Origin of the sequence: Burkholderia sp. BCC1047 (assembly GCF_902833155.1) — a bacterium.
Lineage (GTDB): Bacteria > Pseudomonadota > Gammaproteobacteria > Burkholderiales > Burkholderiaceae > Burkholderia > Burkholderia sola.
Genome location: NZ_CADFEH010000045.1, coordinates 44,600 through 62,154, shown reverse-complemented (window position 1 = coordinate 62,154; position 17,555 = coordinate 44,600). Strand labels below are relative to the sequence as shown.

Genomic DNA, 17,555 nt, shown 5'->3' with positions numbered 1-17,555 from the left:
ATTCGTCAGCAACTCAGCGGCCAATCGCATACGAAACCCTTTTAAACAGTGCCCCGATCGTCGGAACGAGGCGCTTTTCAACAGCCTGCTAGGGCCTGCGCACGCGGGATGCGGCGTCAGTGCTGCAGTTGCGCGTGCGCGAGATGCATGCCGAGCGTGGCGGGATCGGTGTTCGTGCCCGACAGCAGCACGCCGACGCGCTTGCCCTGCAGCGTTTCGCGCAGCGGGCCGAGCAGCGCGGCGAGCGCGGCCGCGCAGGCCGGCTCGACCGACAGTTTCAGGTGCGAGAACAGGAACAGCATCGCGGCGCGCAGCGCGTCGTCGGAGACGGTGACGATGCGGTCGAGGTGGTGCCGGCACAGCTGGTAGCTGTATTCCTCGGTGTGCGGCGCCATCAGCGAATCGGCGATGGTCTGCATCGCGCTCATCTTGATCGTGTGATTGGCCGCGAAGCTGCGGCTCATCGCGTCGGCGCCTTCCGGCTCGACGCCGTACACGTGCACGCGCGGGTTCGCGAGCCGCAGCGCGGTCGCCATGCCGGCCGCGAGCCCGCCGCCGCCGATCGGCACGATCACCGCGTCGAGGTCCGGCGTCTGCGTCGCCCATTCGTAGCCGAGCGTCGCGGTGCCGAGGATCGTGTGATAGCCGTTGAACGGATGAATGAAGAAGCGGCCTTCCTCGGCCTCGATGCGCCGCACGAGATCGAACGCCTGCGACGCGCTGCCGGCCAGCACGACTTCCGCGCGGTACTGCTTGCACTGCGCGATGCGCGTCGGACTCGCGGTATGGAACATCACGACCTTCGCGCTGCTGCCGAGCCGCATCGCCGCATACGCGACGGCCGCCGCATGATTGCCGGCCGACACGCAGGTGACGCCGGCGTTCTTGCGGACTTCGTCGAGCGCGAGCAGATGCGTGAACGCGCCGCGTGCCTTGAAGCTGCCGCTTGCCTGCAGCAACTCGAACTTGAAGTTGACGTGCGTGCCTTCGAGGGAGGGCAGGTCGGCGCGTTCGAACACGGGCGTGCGCGCGACCCACGGCGACAACGCGAAATGCTGCGCGGCGATTTCGTCGAGCGTCGGAATCGGCTCGCCGTCGATCGTCGCATGGGCAGTGCCCTGTTGTTCAGTCGACATGACGTGGCGGGTGGCGGAGTGGGCCGGCCCGCACACGTGGGCCGGCGTGGCGGGAGGCAGTCAGTGCGCGTCGACCGACATGCTGCGGATGAACTTGCGCAGGAACTGCTCGCAGCCGGCGAGCTGCGCGAGCTCGACATATTCGTTCGGCTTGTGCGCCTGCTCGATGTTGCCGGGCCCGCACACGACGCTCGGGATGCCCGCGCGTTCGAACAGCCCGGCCTCGGTGCCGTACGCGACCTTGCGCTTGTCCTGGTCGGCCGTCAGCGCGCGCACGAGCTGCGTGATCGCCGCCTGTTCGGTTGCGTCGAGGCCGGGCGCCGCGGCGATCTTCGAGAACTCGATCGCGGCGTTCGGATGCTCGCGCCGCATCTGCGGCAGCAGCGTTTGCTGCGCATACGCTTCGATGCGCGTAAAGATCTGCTCGGGATCGAGCGTCGGCAGGTTGCGGAATTCGAAGTCGAAGCGGCACTCGGCCGGCACCGTGTTGATCGCGTTGCCGCCCTGGATCGTACTCGTCTGTGCGGTCGTGAACGGTACGTCGTACAACTCGTCGAACGGGCCTTCGGCACGGAAACGGTCGGCGATGTCGCGGATGTGGCAGATGAGGCGCGCCGCATACTCGATCGCGTTGAGCCCCTTCGGCGTCAGCGACGAATGCGCGGCGTGGCCGCGCACGCAGCAGCGGTACGCGTTGATGCCCTTGTGCGCGATGATCGGCCGCATGCTGGTCGGCTCGCCGACGATGCAGCCCGATGGCTGCACGCCGCGCTTCACGAGATCGGCGATCATCAGCGGCGCGCCCGCGCAGCCGATTTCCTCGTCGTAGGACAGCGCGAAATGGATCGGCTTCGCAAGCTTCGTCGCCTGCATCTCGGGCAGCAGCGCGAGCGCCGCGCCGATGAAGCCCTTCATGTCGCAGGTGCCGCGGCCGTACAGGCGGCCGTCGCGGATTTCCGGCGCGAACGGGTTGCTGTCCCATTGCTGGCCGTCGACCGGCACGACGTCGGTGTGGCCCGACAGCACGATGCCGCCGTTCGTCGAACCGTCGTGCGCGGGCACGGTGGCAAACAGGTTCGCCCAGCCCTCGCGCGGATCGTGCGTGATCGTCGACGCGATGCCCTTCGCGGCGAGCGCGTCGCGTACCGTTTCGATCAGGCCGAGGTTCGGCACGCGGCTCGTCGTGTCCATCGACACGAGTTGCTTGACCCAGGGCAGGCTGACGAGCGATGCGTCGCCTTCGGTGGCGGCGGACGGCGCCGTCGCGTCGAGAGTGGACATGGCAAAACTCCGTCTGATGAATGGGAAATCATACTCAAAAACGCGCCGGCCCGCCTTCGTCGGGCGCGATGCGGTGCAGCAACGTCGCGCCCGTCAGGATGGCATCAGCGGGCCGCGACGGCCGCTCCTTGTTTCGGGCCGAGCGCGCGCAGCGTTTCCTTGATCGTCGATACGCGGATCGCGAGATCGGGCGAGCGCGTCTCGATGCGCAGCTTGTCCTGGCCCGCGAGCTTGATGTGGCGATGCTTCTGCACCATCTCGATGATCCGCATCGGGTCGATCGGCGGATTCGGCTCGAATTGCAGCCCGATCGCGACCTCGCTCGCATCGATCTTCACGATGCCGAGCGGCTTCGCGGCGATCCGCAGCCGGTGCGTCTCGACGAGCGCGTGCGCCTGCGGCGGCAGCTTGCCGAAGCGGTCGATCAATTCCTCCTGGATGCCGTCGATCGCGTCGCCGTGCTCGCAGTTCGCGAGCCGCTTGTACAGCGACAGCCGCTCCTGCACGTCCGCGCAGTAGTCGGCCGGCAGGATCGCGGGCGCATGCAGGTTGATTTCGGTCGTCGCGGCGAGCGGGGCGGTGAGGTCGGGCTCCTTGCCGTTCTTCAGCGCCTTCACCGCGTCGTTCAGCATGTCCGTATAGAGCTGGAAGCCGATCTCGTGGATTTCGCCCGACTGCTTGTCGCCGAGCACCTCGCCGGTGCCGCGGATCTCGAGGTCGTGCATCGCGAGATAGAAGCCCGAGCCCAGTTCCTCCATTTGCTGGATCGCTTCCAGCCGGCGCTGCGCCTGCTTGGTCAGCGACTGCGGATCGTGGACCAGCAGGTACGCATACGCCTGGTGGTGCGAGCGGCCGACGCGGCCGCGCAACTGGTGAAGCTGCGCGAGGCCGAACTTGTCCGCGCGGTGCATGATGATCGTGTTCGCGCTCGGCACGTCGATGCCGGTCTCGATGATGGTCGTGCACAGCAGCACGTTCGCGCGCTGCGCGACGAAATCGCGCATCACGCGTTCGAGTTCGCGCTCGTGCATCTGGCCGTGCGCGATCACGATGCGCGCCTCCGGCACGAGCGCCTCGAGCATCGCCTTGCGGTTCTCGATCGTCTCGACCTCGTTGTGCAGGAAGTACACCTGGCCGCCGCGCTTCAGCTCGCGCAGCATCGCCTCGCGGATCACGCTTTCCTCCTCGCGGCGCACGAAGGTCTTGATCGCGAGCCGCTTCTGCGGCGCGGTCGCGATCACCGAGAAATCGCGCAGCCCCTCGAGCGCCATCCCGAGCGTCCGCGGGATCGGCGTCGCGGTGAGCGTCAGCACGTCGACTTCCGCGCGCAGCGCCTTCAGCGCTTCCTTCTGGCGCACGCCGAAGCGGTGTTCCTCGTCGATGATCACGAGGCCGAGGCGCTTGAACTGCACGTCCGACGACAGCAGCTTGTGCGTGCCGATCACGATGTCGACGCTGCCTTCGTTGATCTGCGCGATCGCCGCGTTCACTTCTTTCGCGGTCTTGAAGCGCGACAGCTCGACGATCCGCACCGGCCAGTCCGCGAAGCGGTCGGCGAAGGTCTGCGTGTGCTGCTCGGCGAGCAGCGTGGTCGGCGACAGCAGCGCGACCTGCTTGCCGCCGAGCACCGCGATGAATGCCGCGCGCAGCGCGACCTCGGTCTTGCCGAAGCCGACGTCGCCGCACACGAGGCGGTCCATCGGCTTGCCGCTCGTCATGTCGCCGATCACGGCCGCGATCGCCGCGGCCTGGTCGGGCGTTTCCTCGAAGCCGAAGCTTTCCGCGAATTTCACGTAGTCGCGCGGGTCGAGCGAGAACGCATGGCCTTCGCGGGCCGCGCGGCGTGCGTACAGGTTCAGCAACTCGGCGGCCGTATCGCGGATCTGCTGCGCGGCCTTGCGCTTCGCGCGCTCCCACTGGCCGGAGCCGAGCGCGTGCAGCGGCGCGCTGTCGGGATCGGCGCCGCTGTAGCGCGAGATCACGTGCAGTTGCGCGACGGGCACGTAGAGCTTGCTGTCGCCCGAGTATTCGAGATGCAGGAATTCGGTTTCGCCTTCGCCGAGATCCATCGACACGAGGCCCATGTAGCGGCCGATGCCGTGCTGCGCGTGGACGACCGGATCGCCGACCTTCAGCTCCGACAGGTCGCGCACCATCGCGTCGACGTTGCTCGCCTGTTCCTGCCGGCGGCGGCCCGCGCGGCGGCCGAGCGCGCCGTACAGCTCGGTTTCGGTGACGATCGCATAGCCTTCGCCCGGCACCGCGAAGCCGTTCGCGAGCGGCGCGACGCCGAGCGCGAAGCGTTCGTCGCTCGCGAGCCAGCCCGCGAAGTCGTCGTTCGACGCGGGGCGCAGGTGGTGTTCGGCCAGCAGTTGCAGGATCGTCTCGCGGCGGCCGGCCGATTCGACCGTCAGCAGCACGCGCTTGCCCGACGATTCGACGAACGTGCGCAGCGACGCGAGCGGATCGTCCGCATGGCGGTCGACGGTGAGTTCGGGCAGGCCGGTCGCCCAGCCGCCGGCCGGCTGCGCGGGCAGCACGACGCGCGCGAACGGCTTCGCGAACGCGAAGAAATCCTCGTCGGACAGGAACAGCCGCTGCGGCTCGAGGATCGGCCGCTCGCGATCGTGCGCGAGGAACGCGTGGCGCTGCTTCGTATCGGCCGTGAAGCGGCGGATCGACGCGTCGAGATCGCCGGTGAACACGAGGTGCGCGTCCTGCGGCAGGTAGTGGAACAGCGTGGCCGTCTCGTGGAAGAACAGCGGCAGGTAGTACTCGATGCCGGCCGACGGCACGCCGTTGCCGATGTCCTTGTAGATCGGCGCGCGGCTCGGGTCGCCTTCGAAGGTTTCGCGCCAGCGGCTGCGGAAGGCCGTGCGCGCCGCTTCGTCGAACGGGAACTCGCGGCCGGGCAGCAGGCGCACGTCGCGCACCGGGTAGAGGCTGCGCTGCGTGTCGGGGTCGAACGCGCGAATCGAATCGACCTGATCGTCGAACAGGTCGATCCGGTACGGCAGCGGCGAGCCCATCGGGTACAGGTCGATCAGCGAGCCGCGCACGCAGTATTCGCCGGGCCGCACGACCTGGCTCACGTGCTCGTAGCCGGCCAGCGTGAGCTGCGCCTTCAGCTTCGCCTCGTCGAGCCGCTCGCCCTGCGCGAACGCGAACGTGTACGCGGCCATGAACGAGGCGGGCGGCATCCGGTACAGCGCGGTGGTCGCGGGCACGAGCAGGATGTCGCAGCGGCCCTCGCCGAGGTCGTGCAGCGTGGCCAGGCGCTCGGACACGAGGTCCTGGTGCGGCGAGAAGGTGTCGTACGGCAGCGTTTCCCAGTCGGGCAACAGGCGCACGCGCGCATCGGGCGAGAAGTAGCGGATTTCCTGCGATAGCCGCTGCGCGTCGACCGCGTTCGCGCAGATCACCGCGAGGAGCGGCACGTCCTGGCGGTTGTCGGCGAGATAACGGGCGATGGCGAGCGCGTCGGCGGAGCCGTGCGCGCCGTCGAAGGCAAAACGCTGGCCGGGCTTGACGCGGGCAACGGGTGAAGCGGACGGGGTGGAAGCGTTATCTGGCATAGGGACGACAGGGGTGGCGTGCACGGGCGCATCGCGTGCGCCGGTCGAGACGAAAGACCTATTATAAAATCCGCTTCTCGATTTCACCTTTCCGGCGTTTCCCTTCGTGACTCCCCGACTTTTCGCCCTGATTCCTTGCGCCGGCACGGGCAGCCGTTCCGGTTCGGCCGTGCCGAAGCAATACCGCACGCTGGCCGGCCGCGCGCTGCTGCACTACACGCTCGCCGCGTTCGACGCATGCAGCGAGTTCGCGCAGACGCTCGTCGTGCTCGCGCCCGACGATTCCCATTTCGACGCGCGCCGCTTCGCGGGCCTGCGCTTCGCGGTGCGCCGCTGCGGCGGCGGCTCGCGGCAGGCGTCGGTGCTGAACGGGCTGCTGGAGCTGGCCGAATTCGGCGCGACCGACCACGACTGGGTGCTCGTGCACGACGCCGCGCGCCCGGGCATCACGCCGGCGCTGATCCGCACGCTGGTCGCGACGCTGAAGGACGACCCGGTCGGCGGGATCGTCGCGCTGCCGGTGGCCGATACGCTCAAGCGCGTGCCGGCCGGCGGCGACGCGATCGCGCGCACCGAGTCGCGCGACGCGCTGTGGCAGGCGCAGACGCCGCAGATGTTCCGCATCGGCATGCTGCGCGACGCGATCCTGCAGGCGCAGCGCGAAGGGCACGACCTGACCGACGAGGCTAGCGCGATCGAATGGGCCGGCCACACGCCGCGCGTCGTGCAGGGCAGCCTGCGCAACTTCAAGGTCACGTACCCGGAAGATTTCGCGCTCGCGGAGGCGATCCTCGCGCGCCCCGCGAACGCTTCCTGACTTTCACCTCATCTCAAACCGGATTACGCATGGATTTCAGAATCGGACAAGGCTACGACGTGCACCAGCTCGTCGAAGGGCGCCCCCTCATCATCGGCGGCGTGACGATTCCGTACGCGCGCGGCCTGCTCGGCCACTCGGACGCGGACGTGCTGCTGCACGCGATTACCGACGCGCTGTTCGGCGCGGCGGCGCTCGGCGACATCGGCCGCCATTTCTCCGACACGGACGCCGCGTTCAAGGGCGCGGACAGCCGCGTGCTGCTGCGCGCGTGCGCCGAGCGCGTGAAGGCGGCCGGCTTCACGATCCAGAACGTCGACAGCACCGTGATCGCGCAGGCGCCGAAGCTCGCGCCGCATATCGACGGGATGCGCGCGAACATCGCCGCCGATCTCGGGCTGCCGCTCGATCGCGTGAACGTGAAGGCGAAAACCAACGAGAAGCTCGGTTATCTCGGCCGCGGCGAGGGGATCGAAGCGCAGGCGGCCGCGCTGCTGGTGAAGCAGGGCGGCTGACGTCCGGCCCGAGCGGCGTGCGGTTCGCGCCCCACGCCGCGCCGCCGAAATGAAAAATGCCACGCGAGTGCGTGGCATTTTCGTTTGCAGCAGGCGCGGCTCACGGCCGCGTGCCGTGAACCGTTTATTCGCCTTCGGCGGCGATCACCTGCGCGGCGGCGTTGATCACCGACGCGATGCGGCCGACGTCGCGCAGTTGCGTCGTCGTCATTCCTTGCTCGTTCTTCAGCAGCGCATAGTGCGACTTCACGCAGAAGTGGCACTTGCCGACGATCGACGCGGCGAGCGCGTACATCTCGAATTTGCGCTTGTCGACGCCGCCGTGCGTCGCGTACGCACCCATCCGCAATTCGGCGCGCTGCGTCTTCAGGTCGGCGTCGTCGGCCATCTCGACATACGGATACCAGGTGTTGTTCATCCCCATCAGCGCGGCCGCCGTCAGCACGGCGTTGGTCTCTTCGGGCGACAGCACGCCGGCTTCGCGGATCGTCTTCACGAGCACCGTGCTCTTCGCCGCGATGGCCGCCGCCAGCGCCACGCCGACCGCGTCGGTGCCTTCGAGCGACGAACGCGAGATCGTGCCGTCCAGGTTCAGGCGAATGTCCTTCGCGTAGTCGGGGATACGCGCCTTAATCGAGTCGATGAATTCCATTGATATCTCCTATGGGTTGGCCGTTAAAAAAGCCCGCAGGCAGGACGTGCGCCGCGGGCTTCGTGCATTGCTACGCTTACAGCGTTGCGCCGCCGACTGCGCGGTTGCACGGGCAGAGTTCGTCCGTTTGCAGGCCGTCCAGAATGCGCAGGACTTCTTCCGGGCTGCGGCCGACGTTCAGGTTGTTCACCGACACGTGCTGGATCGTGTTGTCCGGATCGACGATGAACGTTGCACGCAGGGCCACGCCGGCTTCCTTGTCGCGCACGCCGAGCTGGTCGATCAGTTCGCCCTTGACGTCGCCGAACGAGTAGTGGTTCAGCTTGTCGAGGTCCTTGTGCTCACGGCGCCATGCGAGCTTGACGAATTCGTTGTCCGAGCTGCCGCCGAGCAGGACGGCGTCGCGCTCTTCGAACTGCTTCGTGAGCTTCGCGAATTCGACGATTTCCGTCGGGCACACGAACGTGAAATCCTTCGGATAGAAGTAGATGATCTTCCACTTGCCCGGGAACGACGCTTCGGTGACGGTCTCGAACGCCGACTGGCCGTTTTCCTCGTGATTATTGAAGCCCGGCTTCGCGGCTACGACGGTGAAAGCTTCGAGTTTATCGCCCACGGTTTTCATGCGGATACTCCTGTGTGAGTTGGGAAGAAGACTGAGTCAAGCTACCTCGGTGCTGCAACGATGATGTGACAGCATGGGGAAAACTATAACACTATTAGTAAGTCGCTTCAATAGATTTTGACTAACGACCCTCATAGCTTTTGTCAACTGGATCGATAGTGTGACGCGCAAGATGCGTGCGCGAGCGTGTCACGCGGTCGCACGCGCCTTGCCGGCGCCGGGGAATTCCAACGTGACTTCGAGGCCGGCTTCCGGGTGGCGGTTGCGCAGGCGCAGCGCGCCGCGATAGCGGCCGACGAGCCGCAGCACGATCGCCATCCCGAGGCCCGTGCCGTCCGCCTTGGTGCGTGCGGTGTCGACGCGGTAGAACGGCCGCATCACGAGCGGCAGTTGATCCTCGGGAATGCCGGGGCCTTCGTCGCTCACCGACAGCTCGACGCGCGCATGCGACACGCGCGTCTCGAGCGTGATGCGCGAAATGCCGTCCTGCTTGCTCTGGCCGTACTTGCGCGCGTTCTCGACGAGGTTGCCGATCACGCGCCGCATGTCGGTCTCATCGGCTTCGATGATCGCGCTCGGCGCGAGCCGCGTGCGGATCTCGACGCCGTCCTCGCCCGACACGCGCGCGGCGACTTCGTGCGCGACCGACGACAGGTCGACGGGCTCGGGCTTGCGCTGCGACGGGCGCGCGTAGTCGATGAAGGCCGCGATGATGCGGTCCATCTGTTCGATGTCGTCGACCATCGCGTCCTTGGTCGCCTGGTCGGACGGGCTCATCTCGGTTTCGAGCCGCAGCCGCGCGAGCGGCGTGCGCAGGTCGTGCGAGATGCCCGCGAGCATCAGCGCGCGATCGGCCTCGAGCTGTTCGAGGTCGCGCACCATCTGGTTGAAGCTGCGGTTGGTGTCGGCCGCGACGCCCATCCCGCGCTCGGGCAGCGGCTCGGGCGCCTGGCCCGAACCGACCTGGCGCGCGGCGAGCGCGAGCCGAGAGAACGGCCGGTTCACGAGGCTCGTGATGAATGCGGAGCCGAACAGCGACAGCGCGAGCGCGAACAGCCCCCAGCCGGCCCACTGCAGGCCCGTGACGTTGTCGAGCTGGTCGCGGTCGAGCGCGACCCAGTAATCGTCGTCGTCGATCTTGAAGCTGATCCAGACGCCGGGAATGTCGTTGACCGACTGCGCGATCACGGTATCGTCGCCGAGGCGGCTGCGGATGTCGTGTTCGATCAGGCGGTTCAGCGATTCGTCGGGCTGCAGCTTGAACTTGTCGGTTTTCTCGCGCGGGTACACGCGCACGCCCTCGTTGCTCTCGAGATCCTGCAGCAGCGCGCGCCGCAAGTCGGGATCGGAATAGAGCAGGGCGGTGCGCGTGAGCTTCACGACCGCGACGAGCTGTAGCGCGACGCGCTGCGCACGCGGCTCCCGCTCGATCACGCGAAAGCTCTGGAACCACGCGGCGAGACTGACCGAGATCAGCAGCGCGATCAGCAGGAAGGTGCGCCAGAACAGCCCGCCGAACGCGAGCTGCAAAAGGCGCCGGTCGATACGCATGGGACGGGCCGTGGGCGGGGCGAAACCGGGAAGGAAGAAGCTCAGGCGGCGCCGTCCGGGATGAACACGTAGCCGAGGCCCCAGACGGTCTGGATGAAGCGCGGGCTGCCCGGATCCGGCTCGATCAGCTTGCGCAGGCGCGAGATTTGCACGTCGAGGCTGCGGTCGAACACTTCGTATTCGCGGCCGCGCGCGAGTTCCATCAGCTTTTCACGCGACAGCGGCTGGCGCGGATGGCGCGCGAACACCTTCAGCACGGAGAATTCGCCGGTGGTCAGCGGAATTTCCTGGCCGGACTTCGTCAGCGTGCGCGTGGCGAGGTTCAGCGAGAATTCGCCGAACTCGAACACCTCGGTGGTTTCCGACGGCGCGCCCGGCAGTTCGGCCGGCGCCTGGCGGCGCAGCACCGCGTGAATGCGCGCGACCAGTTCGCGCGGGTTGAACGGCTTCGGCAGGTAATCGTCGGCGCCCATCTCGAGGCCGACGATGCGATCGACGTCTTCGCCCTTCGCGGTGAGCATGATGATCGGCGTGCGGTCGTTGCTGCCGCGCAGCCGGCGGCAGATCGACAGGCCGTCTTCGCCCGGCAGCATCAGGTCGAGCACGAGTAGGTCGAAGCGCTCGCGTACCCAGAGCTTGTTCATCGCGGTCGCGTTTTCCGCGACGTAGACGTTGAAACCCTGTTCGCCGAGATAGCGGCGCAGCAGATCGCGCAGGCGAGGGTCGTCGTCGACGACGAGAATCTTGGAGGGGTTTTTCGTTTCCATGATCGGCATCTTATCGCGAATGGGAATTGACGCACGGCCGGGGATTTTCGTGCGTTACAGTCGGTTACAAAATTTACCCGTAGTGTCGCGCCGAGTAAAGGCAGGCTATAGAGATTCCTTTACTCGAAGCCGAAATTCGGTAGATACTCCCCTGCACTCCATCTTTCATCTTTGCACACCCGAATTCCGCAGGGTTTTTCAAGTACCAGAGGTAGCCGGTTGCCGCGTGACGAAGGGAACAAATCGACCAAAGAAGCGAGGACGGTCATGCGATCTGCCCGGATTGCACTGATGCTGACGATCGCGCTTGCCGGTCCGTATGCGTCGAACTTCGCGTATGCGCAGCGCCCCGAGCAGGGCGCATCGTCGCGCAAGCTGCCGCGCGGCAAAGCGCCGCAACCCGATCGCGCCGCCGATATGACGGTCCGTTCCGCCGTGCCTCCCGATCTCGAACAGCGCCGCCGCGACGGGCACATGACGCCCGAAGAGCGACACCTGTTGCGCCAGCACATCGAAGACGCCGTTCGCGAGCTGTACAAGCGCTGATGCGTGCCGTCGTTCTTCTTGCGCGGAAAGGTCCGCGCGGAAAGAATTCGTAGCACTTTTTCCGTCAACTTTCTGCTGCCGAATGCCGTTGTACGGGCATCCGCACCGCCGGTGCGTTCCCGGAGTCCATGACGATGAAAGCGAACGCTGCCGCACCGGCGCCGTCGCCTGCCATGCAGTCGCCGCTCGATGCCGACGACGCGCTGTTTTTCCTCAGCCGCACCGGTTTCTCTCCTGCGCCCGCCGAGGTCGCGCGCATCGTCGGCATGACGCGCGCGCAGGTCGTCGCCGACACGCTCGGCAGTGCGCGACGCGAACCCGTCACGACGTGGCCCGACTGGCTCGCCGAGCCGCCGCCGACGCGCGCGCAGCGTCAGGCGCTGACGCCCGACATGCGGCGCGACGAGCAACGCGAGCGCAATCGCCGCTACGACGCGTTGCGCGCGGCCTGGGTCAACGAGATGGTCGCGACGCCGTCGCCGCTCACCGAGCGCATGACGCTGTTCTGGCATGGGCATTTCACGTCCGGACAGGACAAGGTGCCTTACCCGCAGACGATGGCCGCGCAGAACGCGCTGTTTCGCCGCGAGGCGCTCGGCAACTTCGGCACGCTGCTGCACGCGGTCGCGAAGGATCCGGCGATGCTGCAGTATCTCGACGGCGCGAGCAATCGCAAGGGGCGGCCGAACGAGAATTTCGCGCGCGAGGTGATGGAGCTGTTCACGCTCGGCGAAGGGCATTACACGCAATACGACGTGACCGAAGCCGCGCGCGCGATGACGGGCTGGACGGTCGATCCCGATACGCTGCGCTTCGCGGTGCAGCCCGACTGGCACGATGCCGGCGACAAGACGATCCTCGGCGAAACCGGGCCGTTCGACGGCGACGGTTTTCTCGACATCCTGCTGAAGCGGTCGGGCACCGCGCGCTTCATCGCCGGCAAGCTGTGGCGCGAGTTCGTGTCCGATACGCCGGAGCCGGACGCGCTCGATGCGGTCGCCGAACGGTTTCGCGCGAGCGGCTACGACATTCGCGCGGCGCTCGCCGCGCTGTGGTCGACCGACGCGTTCTGGGATCCGCGCAACCGCGGCGTGCTCGTCAAGTCGCCGGCGGAGTTCGTGGTCGGCTCGGTGCGGCTGTTCGATGTGGCGTACGGCGATCCGCAGATGCTTGCGAACACCGTGCGCACGCTCGGGCAGAACCTGTTCTATCCGCCGAACGTGAAGGGCTGGCCGGGCGGCGCGCTGTGGATCAACAGCACCACGCTGCTGTCGCGCAAGCAGTTCGTCGAGCAGCTGTTCCGCGCGACCGAGACGGCCGGCATGCGGCCGCCGGCCCGCGGCGCGATGGCGCCGCCGCCGAACGCGCGTGCGCACGCGATGCCGGTGATCGACACGGCGTCCGCCGTCGGCCCGCGCGGCCTGCCGGCGAAGCCGGCGCGCGGCGGCCTGCGTTTCGACCTCGAACGCTGGCTCGCCCAATATCGCGCGCGGCCGCAGGCGGTCGCGGGATTGTCGACCGAACTGCAGTTGCAGCACGCGGTGTTGCAGCTTTCGCCGGTCGCGGCGATCGACACGGATTCGACCGGCAGCGCATATCTCGAGGCGCTGCTGATGGATCCGGCCTATCAACTGAAATGATGCAAACGACGACGAAGCGGGCAGCCGCCGCGGCGCAGGCGCCGGGCGGCGAACCAAAGGATGTGCGATGAACCGACGTGATTTTCTGACGCTCACGGGCGCCGCGGCCGCCGCTGGCGTATCGATGTGGCAGGCACCCGCGATGGCGGCTGCCGCGACGCCGGCCGGGCGCAAGTCCGCGACCGGGTATGCGAACGTGCTGATCCTCGTCGAGCTGAAGGGCGGCAACGACGGCCTCAACACGGTCGTGCCGTATGCCGATCCGTTGTATTACCCGCTCCGGCGCAGCATCGGCATCAAGCGCGACCAGGTGCTGCAGCTCGACGCGCAGACGGGGCTGCACCCGTCGCTCGCGCCGCTGATGCCGCTGTGGCGCGACGGGCAGGTCGCGGTCGTGCAGGGGGTCGGCTACCCGCAGCCGAACCTGTCGCATTTCCGTTCGATCGAGATCTGGGACACCGCGTCGCGCTCGGATCAGTACCTGCACGAAGGCTGGCTCACGCGCACGTTCGCGCAGGCGCCCGTGCCGCCCGGTTTCGCGGCGGACGGCGTCGTGCTCGGCAGCGCTGAGATGGGGCCGCTGTCGAACGGCGCGCGCGCGATCGCGCTCGTCAATCCCGCGCAGTTCATCCGTGCGGCCCGGCTCGCCGAACCGTCGTCGCTGCGCGAGCAGAACCCGGCGCTCGCGCACATCATCGACGTCGAGAACGACATCGTGAAGGCGGCCGACCGGCTGCGCCCGCGCGGCGGGATGCGCGAATTCAGGACGGCCTTTCCGGCCGGCGCGTTCGGCACGTCGGTCAAGACCGCGATGCAGGTGCTGGCCGCATGCGAAGCGTCCGGCCCCGGCGCGCAGGACGGTGTCGCGGTGCTGCGCCTGACGCTCAACGGCTTCGACACGCACCAGAACCAGCCGGGGCAGCACGCCGCGCTGCTCAAGCAATTCGCGGACGGGATGAGCGCGATGCGCGCGGCGTTGATCGAACTCGGGCGCTGGAACGAGACGCTCGTGATGACGTATGCGGAATTCGGGCGGCGCGTGCGCGAGAACCAGAGCAACGGCACCGATCACGGCACGGCCGCGCCGCATTTCGTGATGGGCGGCCGCGTGGCGGGCGGGTTGTACGGTGCGCCGCCGGCGCTCGGGCGGCTCGATGGCAACGGCAACCTGCCGGTCGCGGTCGATTTCCGCCAGCTTTACGCGACCGTGCTCGGGCCGTGGTGGGGGCTCGATGCGACGCGCGTGCTGCAGCAGCGTTTCGACACGCTGCCGCTGCTGAAGGCTTGATGCGGGCGGATTAGCGACGGCGCGCGGCGCGCCACGCGATCCACAGCTTGCGGATCGGCGTCAGCGCGATGCGCTGGTGCAGCACCTGGTAGCCGTCGCGCGCGATTTCGTCGAGCAGCGCACCGGCCAGCGCGAGCTGCGCGCGCAGCGTGCGCTGCGCGCGGCGTTCGGCGGCGGGAATCGCCGCATCGGCGGCTGCGAGCGCGTCGCGCGCGCGGGTCGTCTGGAATTGCAGCAATTCGGTGAAGGCCGGGCTGTAGCGGCGATTCAGCAGATCGGCCGCGGTCACGTTGTAGCGCTGGAGTTCGTCGATCGGCAAATAGATGCGGCCGTGGCGCGCGTCGTTGCCGAGCTCCTGCACGAATTGCGCGAGCATCAGCGCGCGGCCGACGTCCGCGGCCCACGGCTGCGGATCGGCCGGGTTCGGCGAACTGGCGCGCGCAACCAGCGACGCGAACGTGCCGCCGACTTGCGCGATATAGCGCTGCAGGTTCGCGAAATCGAGGTAGCGCGCCTGTTCGAGGTCCATCCCGTAACCGTTGACGAGCGTGCGCAATGCATCGGCTTCCGCGGCGATCGCCGGGTGATGCTGCGCGAGCGCCTTCGTGACCGGGTGCGACGGCTGCCCGTCGGCGAGTGTCGCGAGTTCCTTGTGCCACCACGCGAGCTTCGTGTGTCCGACGGTCGGATCGCTGGTTTCCTTGACGGTTTCCTCGAGTTCGCGGCGCAGCGCGAACAGCGCGGTCAGGCGCGGCTGCGTGGCGAGCGGCGCCTGGCGCAGCGCGTAGTAGACGCTGGAGCCGGCGGGGGCGGCCTTTTGCTGACAGTAGTCGTCGAAGTTCACGGGCGAAATCGGGTGGGGGCGGGTTCGGGGGACGCGCGGCGGCGCGCTGCCGAAACGTCGAGCGCGGCATTCTAGCACCGCGGCACGACGGGCGCCGACGGGGCGAGACAACGCCGAACGGATCGGGTAGAATCTCGCGCTCGCCTGATCGGGCGTGCCGGTTTTCGGGCCGGCGCGAGAAGTCCCGGGCAAGCCCCGGGCGCGTGGAGCACGCATCTTGCGTCCCGCGCGATCAAGCGACGGAAATTCGCGTGAGTGGCGAAATTGGTAGACGCACCAGGTTTAGGTCCTGACGCCCGCAAGGGTGTGCCGGTTCGAGTCCGGCCTCACGCACCAGAAGTCGAACGTGCCCCGTCAGGGGACGTTCGCGACAAAGCGCTGCCGGTCGGCTGACCGCAGCGCTTTTTTGTTGACGGCCGTCAGCCGGGAGGATGCCGTTTGCGCAGGCACGTTAAATCGGCGGCCTGTAACATGGCAAAGCCTTTCATACACGCGGGCTGTTCAACCGGGGACCGTCGATGACCCACACCATACGCACGTCGATCGGCGTTCTGGCGCTGATGCTGGCCATGCCGGCTGTCGCGGCCACGCCTGCCGACAACGTGGCGTGGAGCGCCAGACCCGACGCGACCGTCAGGAAGCCGCTGGACTGCTCCGCTTCCACGTCGACTTCCGCGGGGTGGCGGATTGCGGGCGGTGCGCCTCCTTCCGCGGAATCCGTGCTGAAATCGGTTGGTACGGTGCTGGCTGTGTCCGCACTCAGTGTTGTATCGAAGGGCAGCATGCAACAGTCCGGGAACGCATGCCGGCCTGCAAATGGTTCGTAGATGAGCGCTTCGCCGTTTCCGCCGCACTTATTCCCAAAAGCTGCGGATCGCGACGGCCACGATCACCGGCACCGAGAACACCAGCGGAATCGCGAAATACTGCGCTTCGCGATCGACGATCCAGCTATAGATCACCCACGCCGCACCGATCGCGAACGTGATGAGGCCGACCGTCACGGCGGCGATGTTCAGGGCCAGCTTCGACGGCTGGCGGCGCGTTTTGGCGTTGTCGTTGTTGTCGCGCGGGGACGATTTCATCGGAAGAGTGCGGCCTCGTGCCGGAACAGGGGTAAAGACACAGGAAACCCCATCCGCACCGATCGCGCAAGGGCCGGCACGGCCGGCCCCGTCACGTTCGTTCCCGCGCGTTACAACCCGAACGACGCGGCCAGTTCGTCGAGCAGCGCGCGCTGGAACGCGACGAACCGCTCGTCCGGCTGCTGCGCGATCGCGAGGTCGAGCATCGGATCGGCGACCTCGGTGCGAATGCCGGCCAGTTCCTCGACGATCGCGAGCCCGCAGAACGGCACGTACGCCTCCGAATAGCCGCCTTCGTGAACGATCACCAGTCGCCCGCCGCAATGGCGCTGCGCGGCTTCCTTCACCGCGCGGGTCATGAACCGGTAGCTGTCGGTATGCAACTGCATGCGCGCGAGCGGGTCGACCGCGCTCGCATCGAGGCCGCTCGCGACGACGATCAGCTCGGGGCGGAAGCGCGCGAGCGCCGGCAGCACGATCCGCTCGAACGCATGGCGATACGCATCGTCGCCGCTGCCCGCGAGCAGCGGCACGTTCAGGTTCGCGCCGACGCCCGCGCCTTCGCCGCGATCGTCCGCGCCGCTGTAGCCGGGCGGGAAGCAGCGGTCCTGGTGCAGCGAGATCGTCAGCGTATCGGGATCGTCGTAGTAGATCGACTGCGTGCCGTTGCCGTGATGCACGTCCCAGTCGATCACCGCGACGCGCTCGATGCCGTGCTTCGCGCGCGCGGCCTCGATCGCGATCGGGATGTTCGCGAGCAGGCAGAAACCCATCGGGCGGTCGCGCAGGCAGTGATGGCCGGGCGGCCGCGACAGCGAGAACGCGTTCGCCGCGCGCTCGCCGACGACCGCGTCGACCGCCGCGATCGCGAGGCCGGCCGACAGCGCGGCGATCTCGTAGCTGCCCTTGCCAAACGGCGCGAGATCGCCGAGGTCGCCGCCGTTCGCGTCGCTCAGCGCGCGGAACGCGTCGAGATAGTGGGCCGGATGAATGCGCAGCAGGTCGGCGGTCGTCGCGGGCTCGGCGCCGCGCAGGTCCAACTGCGCGGCGAGGCCCGATGCTTGCACGAGCGACAGGAAGCGGCGCTTCGAATCGGGCGATTCCGCGTAGCCCGCGCTCGACGGCGGCTGGACCCAGCCGCCGACCGGAAAGAACAGCGCGTGCGTGCCGCCGGTATGCCAGAAAGTGCGTTCGTCGGTGAAGAAGGCAGTGCGATTCATGGATGCGTGACCT

Annotated in this window: 16 protein-coding genes and 1 tRNA gene; 6 read left to right on the top strand and 11 right to left on the bottom strand. The window is 67.6% G+C overall.

The window, feature by feature from the left end; genetic code table 11:
* Nucleotides 1–116: 116 nt before the first annotated feature.
* The 3 genes from HWX55_RS32120 to mfd form a co-directional block, all read right to left on the bottom strand.
* Entirely contained in the window at nt 117–1,136 is a 1,020-nt protein-coding gene (locus HWX55_RS32120; protein ID WP_175978632.1) for a threonine/serine dehydratase, read from the bottom strand.
* Nucleotides 1,137–1,196: 60 nt separating this feature from the next.
* A complete protein-coding gene (gene argE / locus HWX55_RS32115; protein WP_089488555.1) occupies nt 1,197–2,417 on the bottom strand; it encodes an acetylornithine deacetylase in 1,221 nt (406 codons plus the stop codon).
* Nucleotides 2,418–2,521: 104 nt separating this feature from the next.
* Nucleotides 2,522–6,079, bottom strand: coding sequence for a transcription-repair coupling factor (gene mfd / locus HWX55_RS32110; protein ID WP_175978631.1), 3,558 nt, complete (start codon nt 6,077–6,079; stop codon nt 2,522–2,524).
* 19 nt (nt 6,080–6,098) lie between these two features.
* Here mfd and ispD point away from each other — a divergent pair, with 19 nt between their 5' ends.
* Both ispD and ispF read left to right on the top strand, forming a co-directional pair.
* Nucleotides 6,099–6,809: a 2-C-methyl-D-erythritol 4-phosphate cytidylyltransferase gene (gene ispD, locus HWX55_RS32105; RefSeq protein ID WP_050013299.1), complete on the top strand. Its 711-nt coding sequence runs from the start codon at nt 6,099–6,101 to the stop codon at nt 6,807–6,809.
* Between the two features lie 29 nt (nt 6,810–6,838).
* On the top strand, nt 6,839–7,324 hold the full coding sequence (gene ispF, locus HWX55_RS32100) for a 2-C-methyl-D-erythritol 2,4-cyclodiphosphate synthase (RefSeq protein WP_175978630.1): 486 nt from the start codon (nt 6,839–6,841) through the stop codon (nt 7,322–7,324).
* A gap of 124 nt (nt 7,325–7,448) precedes the next feature.
* On the opposite strand, the gene HWX55_RS32095 is transcribed toward ispF, so the two are convergent.
* From HWX55_RS32095 to ompR, 4 genes are all read right to left on the bottom strand, one after another.
* Nucleotides 7,449–7,976 (bottom strand): carboxymuconolactone decarboxylase family protein, encoded by a 528-nt coding sequence (locus HWX55_RS32095; RefSeq protein WP_050013297.1) that lies wholly within the window; start codon nt 7,974–7,976, stop codon nt 7,449–7,451.
* A 76-nt stretch (nt 7,977–8,052) separates the two neighbouring features.
* The gene (locus HWX55_RS32090; protein WP_006478563.1) at nt 8,053–8,601 is read right to left on the bottom strand and encodes a peroxiredoxin; all 549 of its coding nucleotides are present in this window, start codon (nt 8,599–8,601) and stop codon (nt 8,053–8,055) included.
* Between the two features lie 189 nt (nt 8,602–8,790).
* Nucleotides 8,791–10,152, bottom strand: coding sequence for an ATP-binding protein (locus HWX55_RS32085; RefSeq protein ID WP_050013296.1), 1,362 nt, complete (start codon nt 10,150–10,152; stop codon nt 8,791–8,793).
* Between the two features lie 41 nt (nt 10,153–10,193).
* Nucleotides 10,194–10,919 carry a two-component system response regulator OmpR gene (ompR, locus tag HWX55_RS32080; protein WP_004199523.1) on the bottom strand — a complete coding sequence of 242 codons (726 nt, stop codon included), beginning with the start codon at nt 10,917–10,919 and terminating at the stop codon, nt 10,194–10,196.
* Between the two features lie 267 nt (nt 10,920–11,186).
* Between ompR and HWX55_RS32075 the strand changes: the two genes are divergently transcribed.
* The 3 genes from HWX55_RS32075 to HWX55_RS32065 all read left to right on the top strand — a co-directional run bounded on the left by HWX55_RS32075 (nt 11,187) and on the right by HWX55_RS32065 (nt 14,393).
* Nucleotides 11,187–11,465, top strand: coding sequence for a hypothetical protein (locus tag HWX55_RS32075; RefSeq protein ID WP_006478566.1), 279 nt, complete (start codon nt 11,187–11,189; stop codon nt 11,463–11,465).
* Between the two features lie 134 nt (nt 11,466–11,599).
* Nucleotides 11,600–13,105 (top strand): DUF1800 domain-containing protein, encoded by a 1,506-nt coding sequence (locus HWX55_RS32070; RefSeq protein ID WP_175978629.1) that lies wholly within the window; start codon nt 11,600–11,602, stop codon nt 13,103–13,105.
* Between the two features lie 67 nt (nt 13,106–13,172).
* A complete protein-coding gene (locus HWX55_RS32065) occupies nt 13,173–14,393 on the top strand; it encodes a DUF1501 domain-containing protein (protein ID WP_175978628.1) in 1,221 nt (406 codons plus the stop codon).
* A 10-nt stretch (nt 14,394–14,403) separates the two neighbouring features.
* Here the strand turns inward: HWX55_RS32065 and hpnD are convergent, their stop codons facing one another.
* The gene (hpnD, locus tag HWX55_RS32060) at nt 14,404–15,237 is read right to left on the bottom strand and encodes a presqualene diphosphate synthase HpnD (RefSeq protein WP_175978627.1); all 834 of its coding nucleotides are present in this window, start codon (nt 15,235–15,237) and stop codon (nt 14,404–14,406) included.
* Nucleotides 15,238–15,486: 249 nt separating this feature from the next.
* Here hpnD and HWX55_RS32055 point away from each other — a divergent pair.
* A tRNA-Leu gene (locus tag HWX55_RS32055) sits at nt 15,487–15,573 on the top strand.
* A gap of 148 nt (nt 15,574–15,721) precedes the next feature.
* On the opposite strand, the gene HWX55_RS32050 is transcribed toward HWX55_RS32055, so the two are convergent.
* The 3 genes from HWX55_RS32050 to HWX55_RS32040 form a co-directional block, all read right to left on the bottom strand.
* Entirely contained in the window at nt 15,722–16,021 is a 300-nt protein-coding gene (locus HWX55_RS32050) for a hypothetical protein (protein ID WP_175978626.1), read from the bottom strand.
* Nucleotides 16,022–16,091: 70 nt separating this feature from the next.
* Entirely contained in the window at nt 16,092–16,322 is a 231-nt protein-coding gene (locus tag HWX55_RS32045) for a hypothetical protein (protein ID WP_050013292.1), read from the bottom strand.
* 110 nt (nt 16,323–16,432) lie between these two features.
* A complete protein-coding gene (locus HWX55_RS32040; protein WP_175978625.1) occupies nt 16,433–17,542 on the bottom strand; it encodes a class II histone deacetylase in 1,110 nt (369 codons plus the stop codon).
* Nucleotides 17,543–17,555: the final 13 nt, after the last annotated feature.

What these genes read in the sequence shown, in the direction of transcription:
- HWX55_RS32120 (WP_175978632.1), bottom strand. Translation starts at nt 1,136, where the DNA reads ATGTCGACTGAACAACAGGGCACTGCCCATGCGACGATCGACGGCGAG.
- argE (WP_089488555.1), bottom strand. Translation starts at nt 2,417, where the DNA reads ATGTCCACTCTCGACGCGACGGCGCCGTCCGCCGCCACCGAAGGCGAC.
- ispF (WP_175978630.1), top strand. Translation starts at nt 6,839, where the DNA reads ATGGATTTCAGAATCGGACAAGGCTACGACGTGCACCAGCTCGTCGAA.
- HWX55_RS32095 (WP_050013297.1), bottom strand. Translation starts at nt 7,976, where the DNA reads ATGGAATTCATCGACTCGATTAAGGCGCGTATCCCCGACTACGCGAAG.
- HWX55_RS32090 (WP_006478563.1), bottom strand. Translation starts at nt 8,601, where the DNA reads ATGAAAACCGTGGGCGATAAACTCGAAGCTTTCACCGTCGTAGCCGCG.
- HWX55_RS32085 (WP_050013296.1), bottom strand. Translation starts at nt 10,152, where the DNA reads ATGCGTATCGACCGGCGCCTTTTGCAGCTCGCGTTCGGCGGGCTGTTC.
- ompR (WP_004199523.1), bottom strand. Translation starts at nt 10,919, where the DNA reads ATGGAAACGAAAAACCCCTCCAAGATTCTCGTCGTCGACGACGACCCT.
- HWX55_RS32075 (WP_006478566.1), top strand. Translation starts at nt 11,187, where the DNA reads ATGCGATCTGCCCGGATTGCACTGATGCTGACGATCGCGCTTGCCGGT.
- HWX55_RS32070 (WP_175978629.1), top strand. Translation starts at nt 11,600, where the DNA reads ATGAAAGCGAACGCTGCCGCACCGGCGCCGTCGCCTGCCATGCAGTCG.
- HWX55_RS32065 (WP_175978628.1), top strand. Translation starts at nt 13,173, where the DNA reads ATGAACCGACGTGATTTTCTGACGCTCACGGGCGCCGCGGCCGCCGCT.
- HWX55_RS32050 (WP_175978626.1), bottom strand. Translation starts at nt 16,021, where the DNA reads ATGCTGCCCTTCGATACAACACTGAGTGCGGACACAGCCAGCACCGTA.
- HWX55_RS32045 (WP_050013292.1), bottom strand. Translation starts at nt 16,322, where the DNA reads ATGAAATCGTCCCCGCGCGACAACAACGACAACGCCAAAACGCGCCGC.
- HWX55_RS32040 (WP_175978625.1), bottom strand. Translation starts at nt 17,542, where the DNA reads ATGAATCGCACTGCCTTCTTCACCGACGAACGCACTTTCTGGCATACC.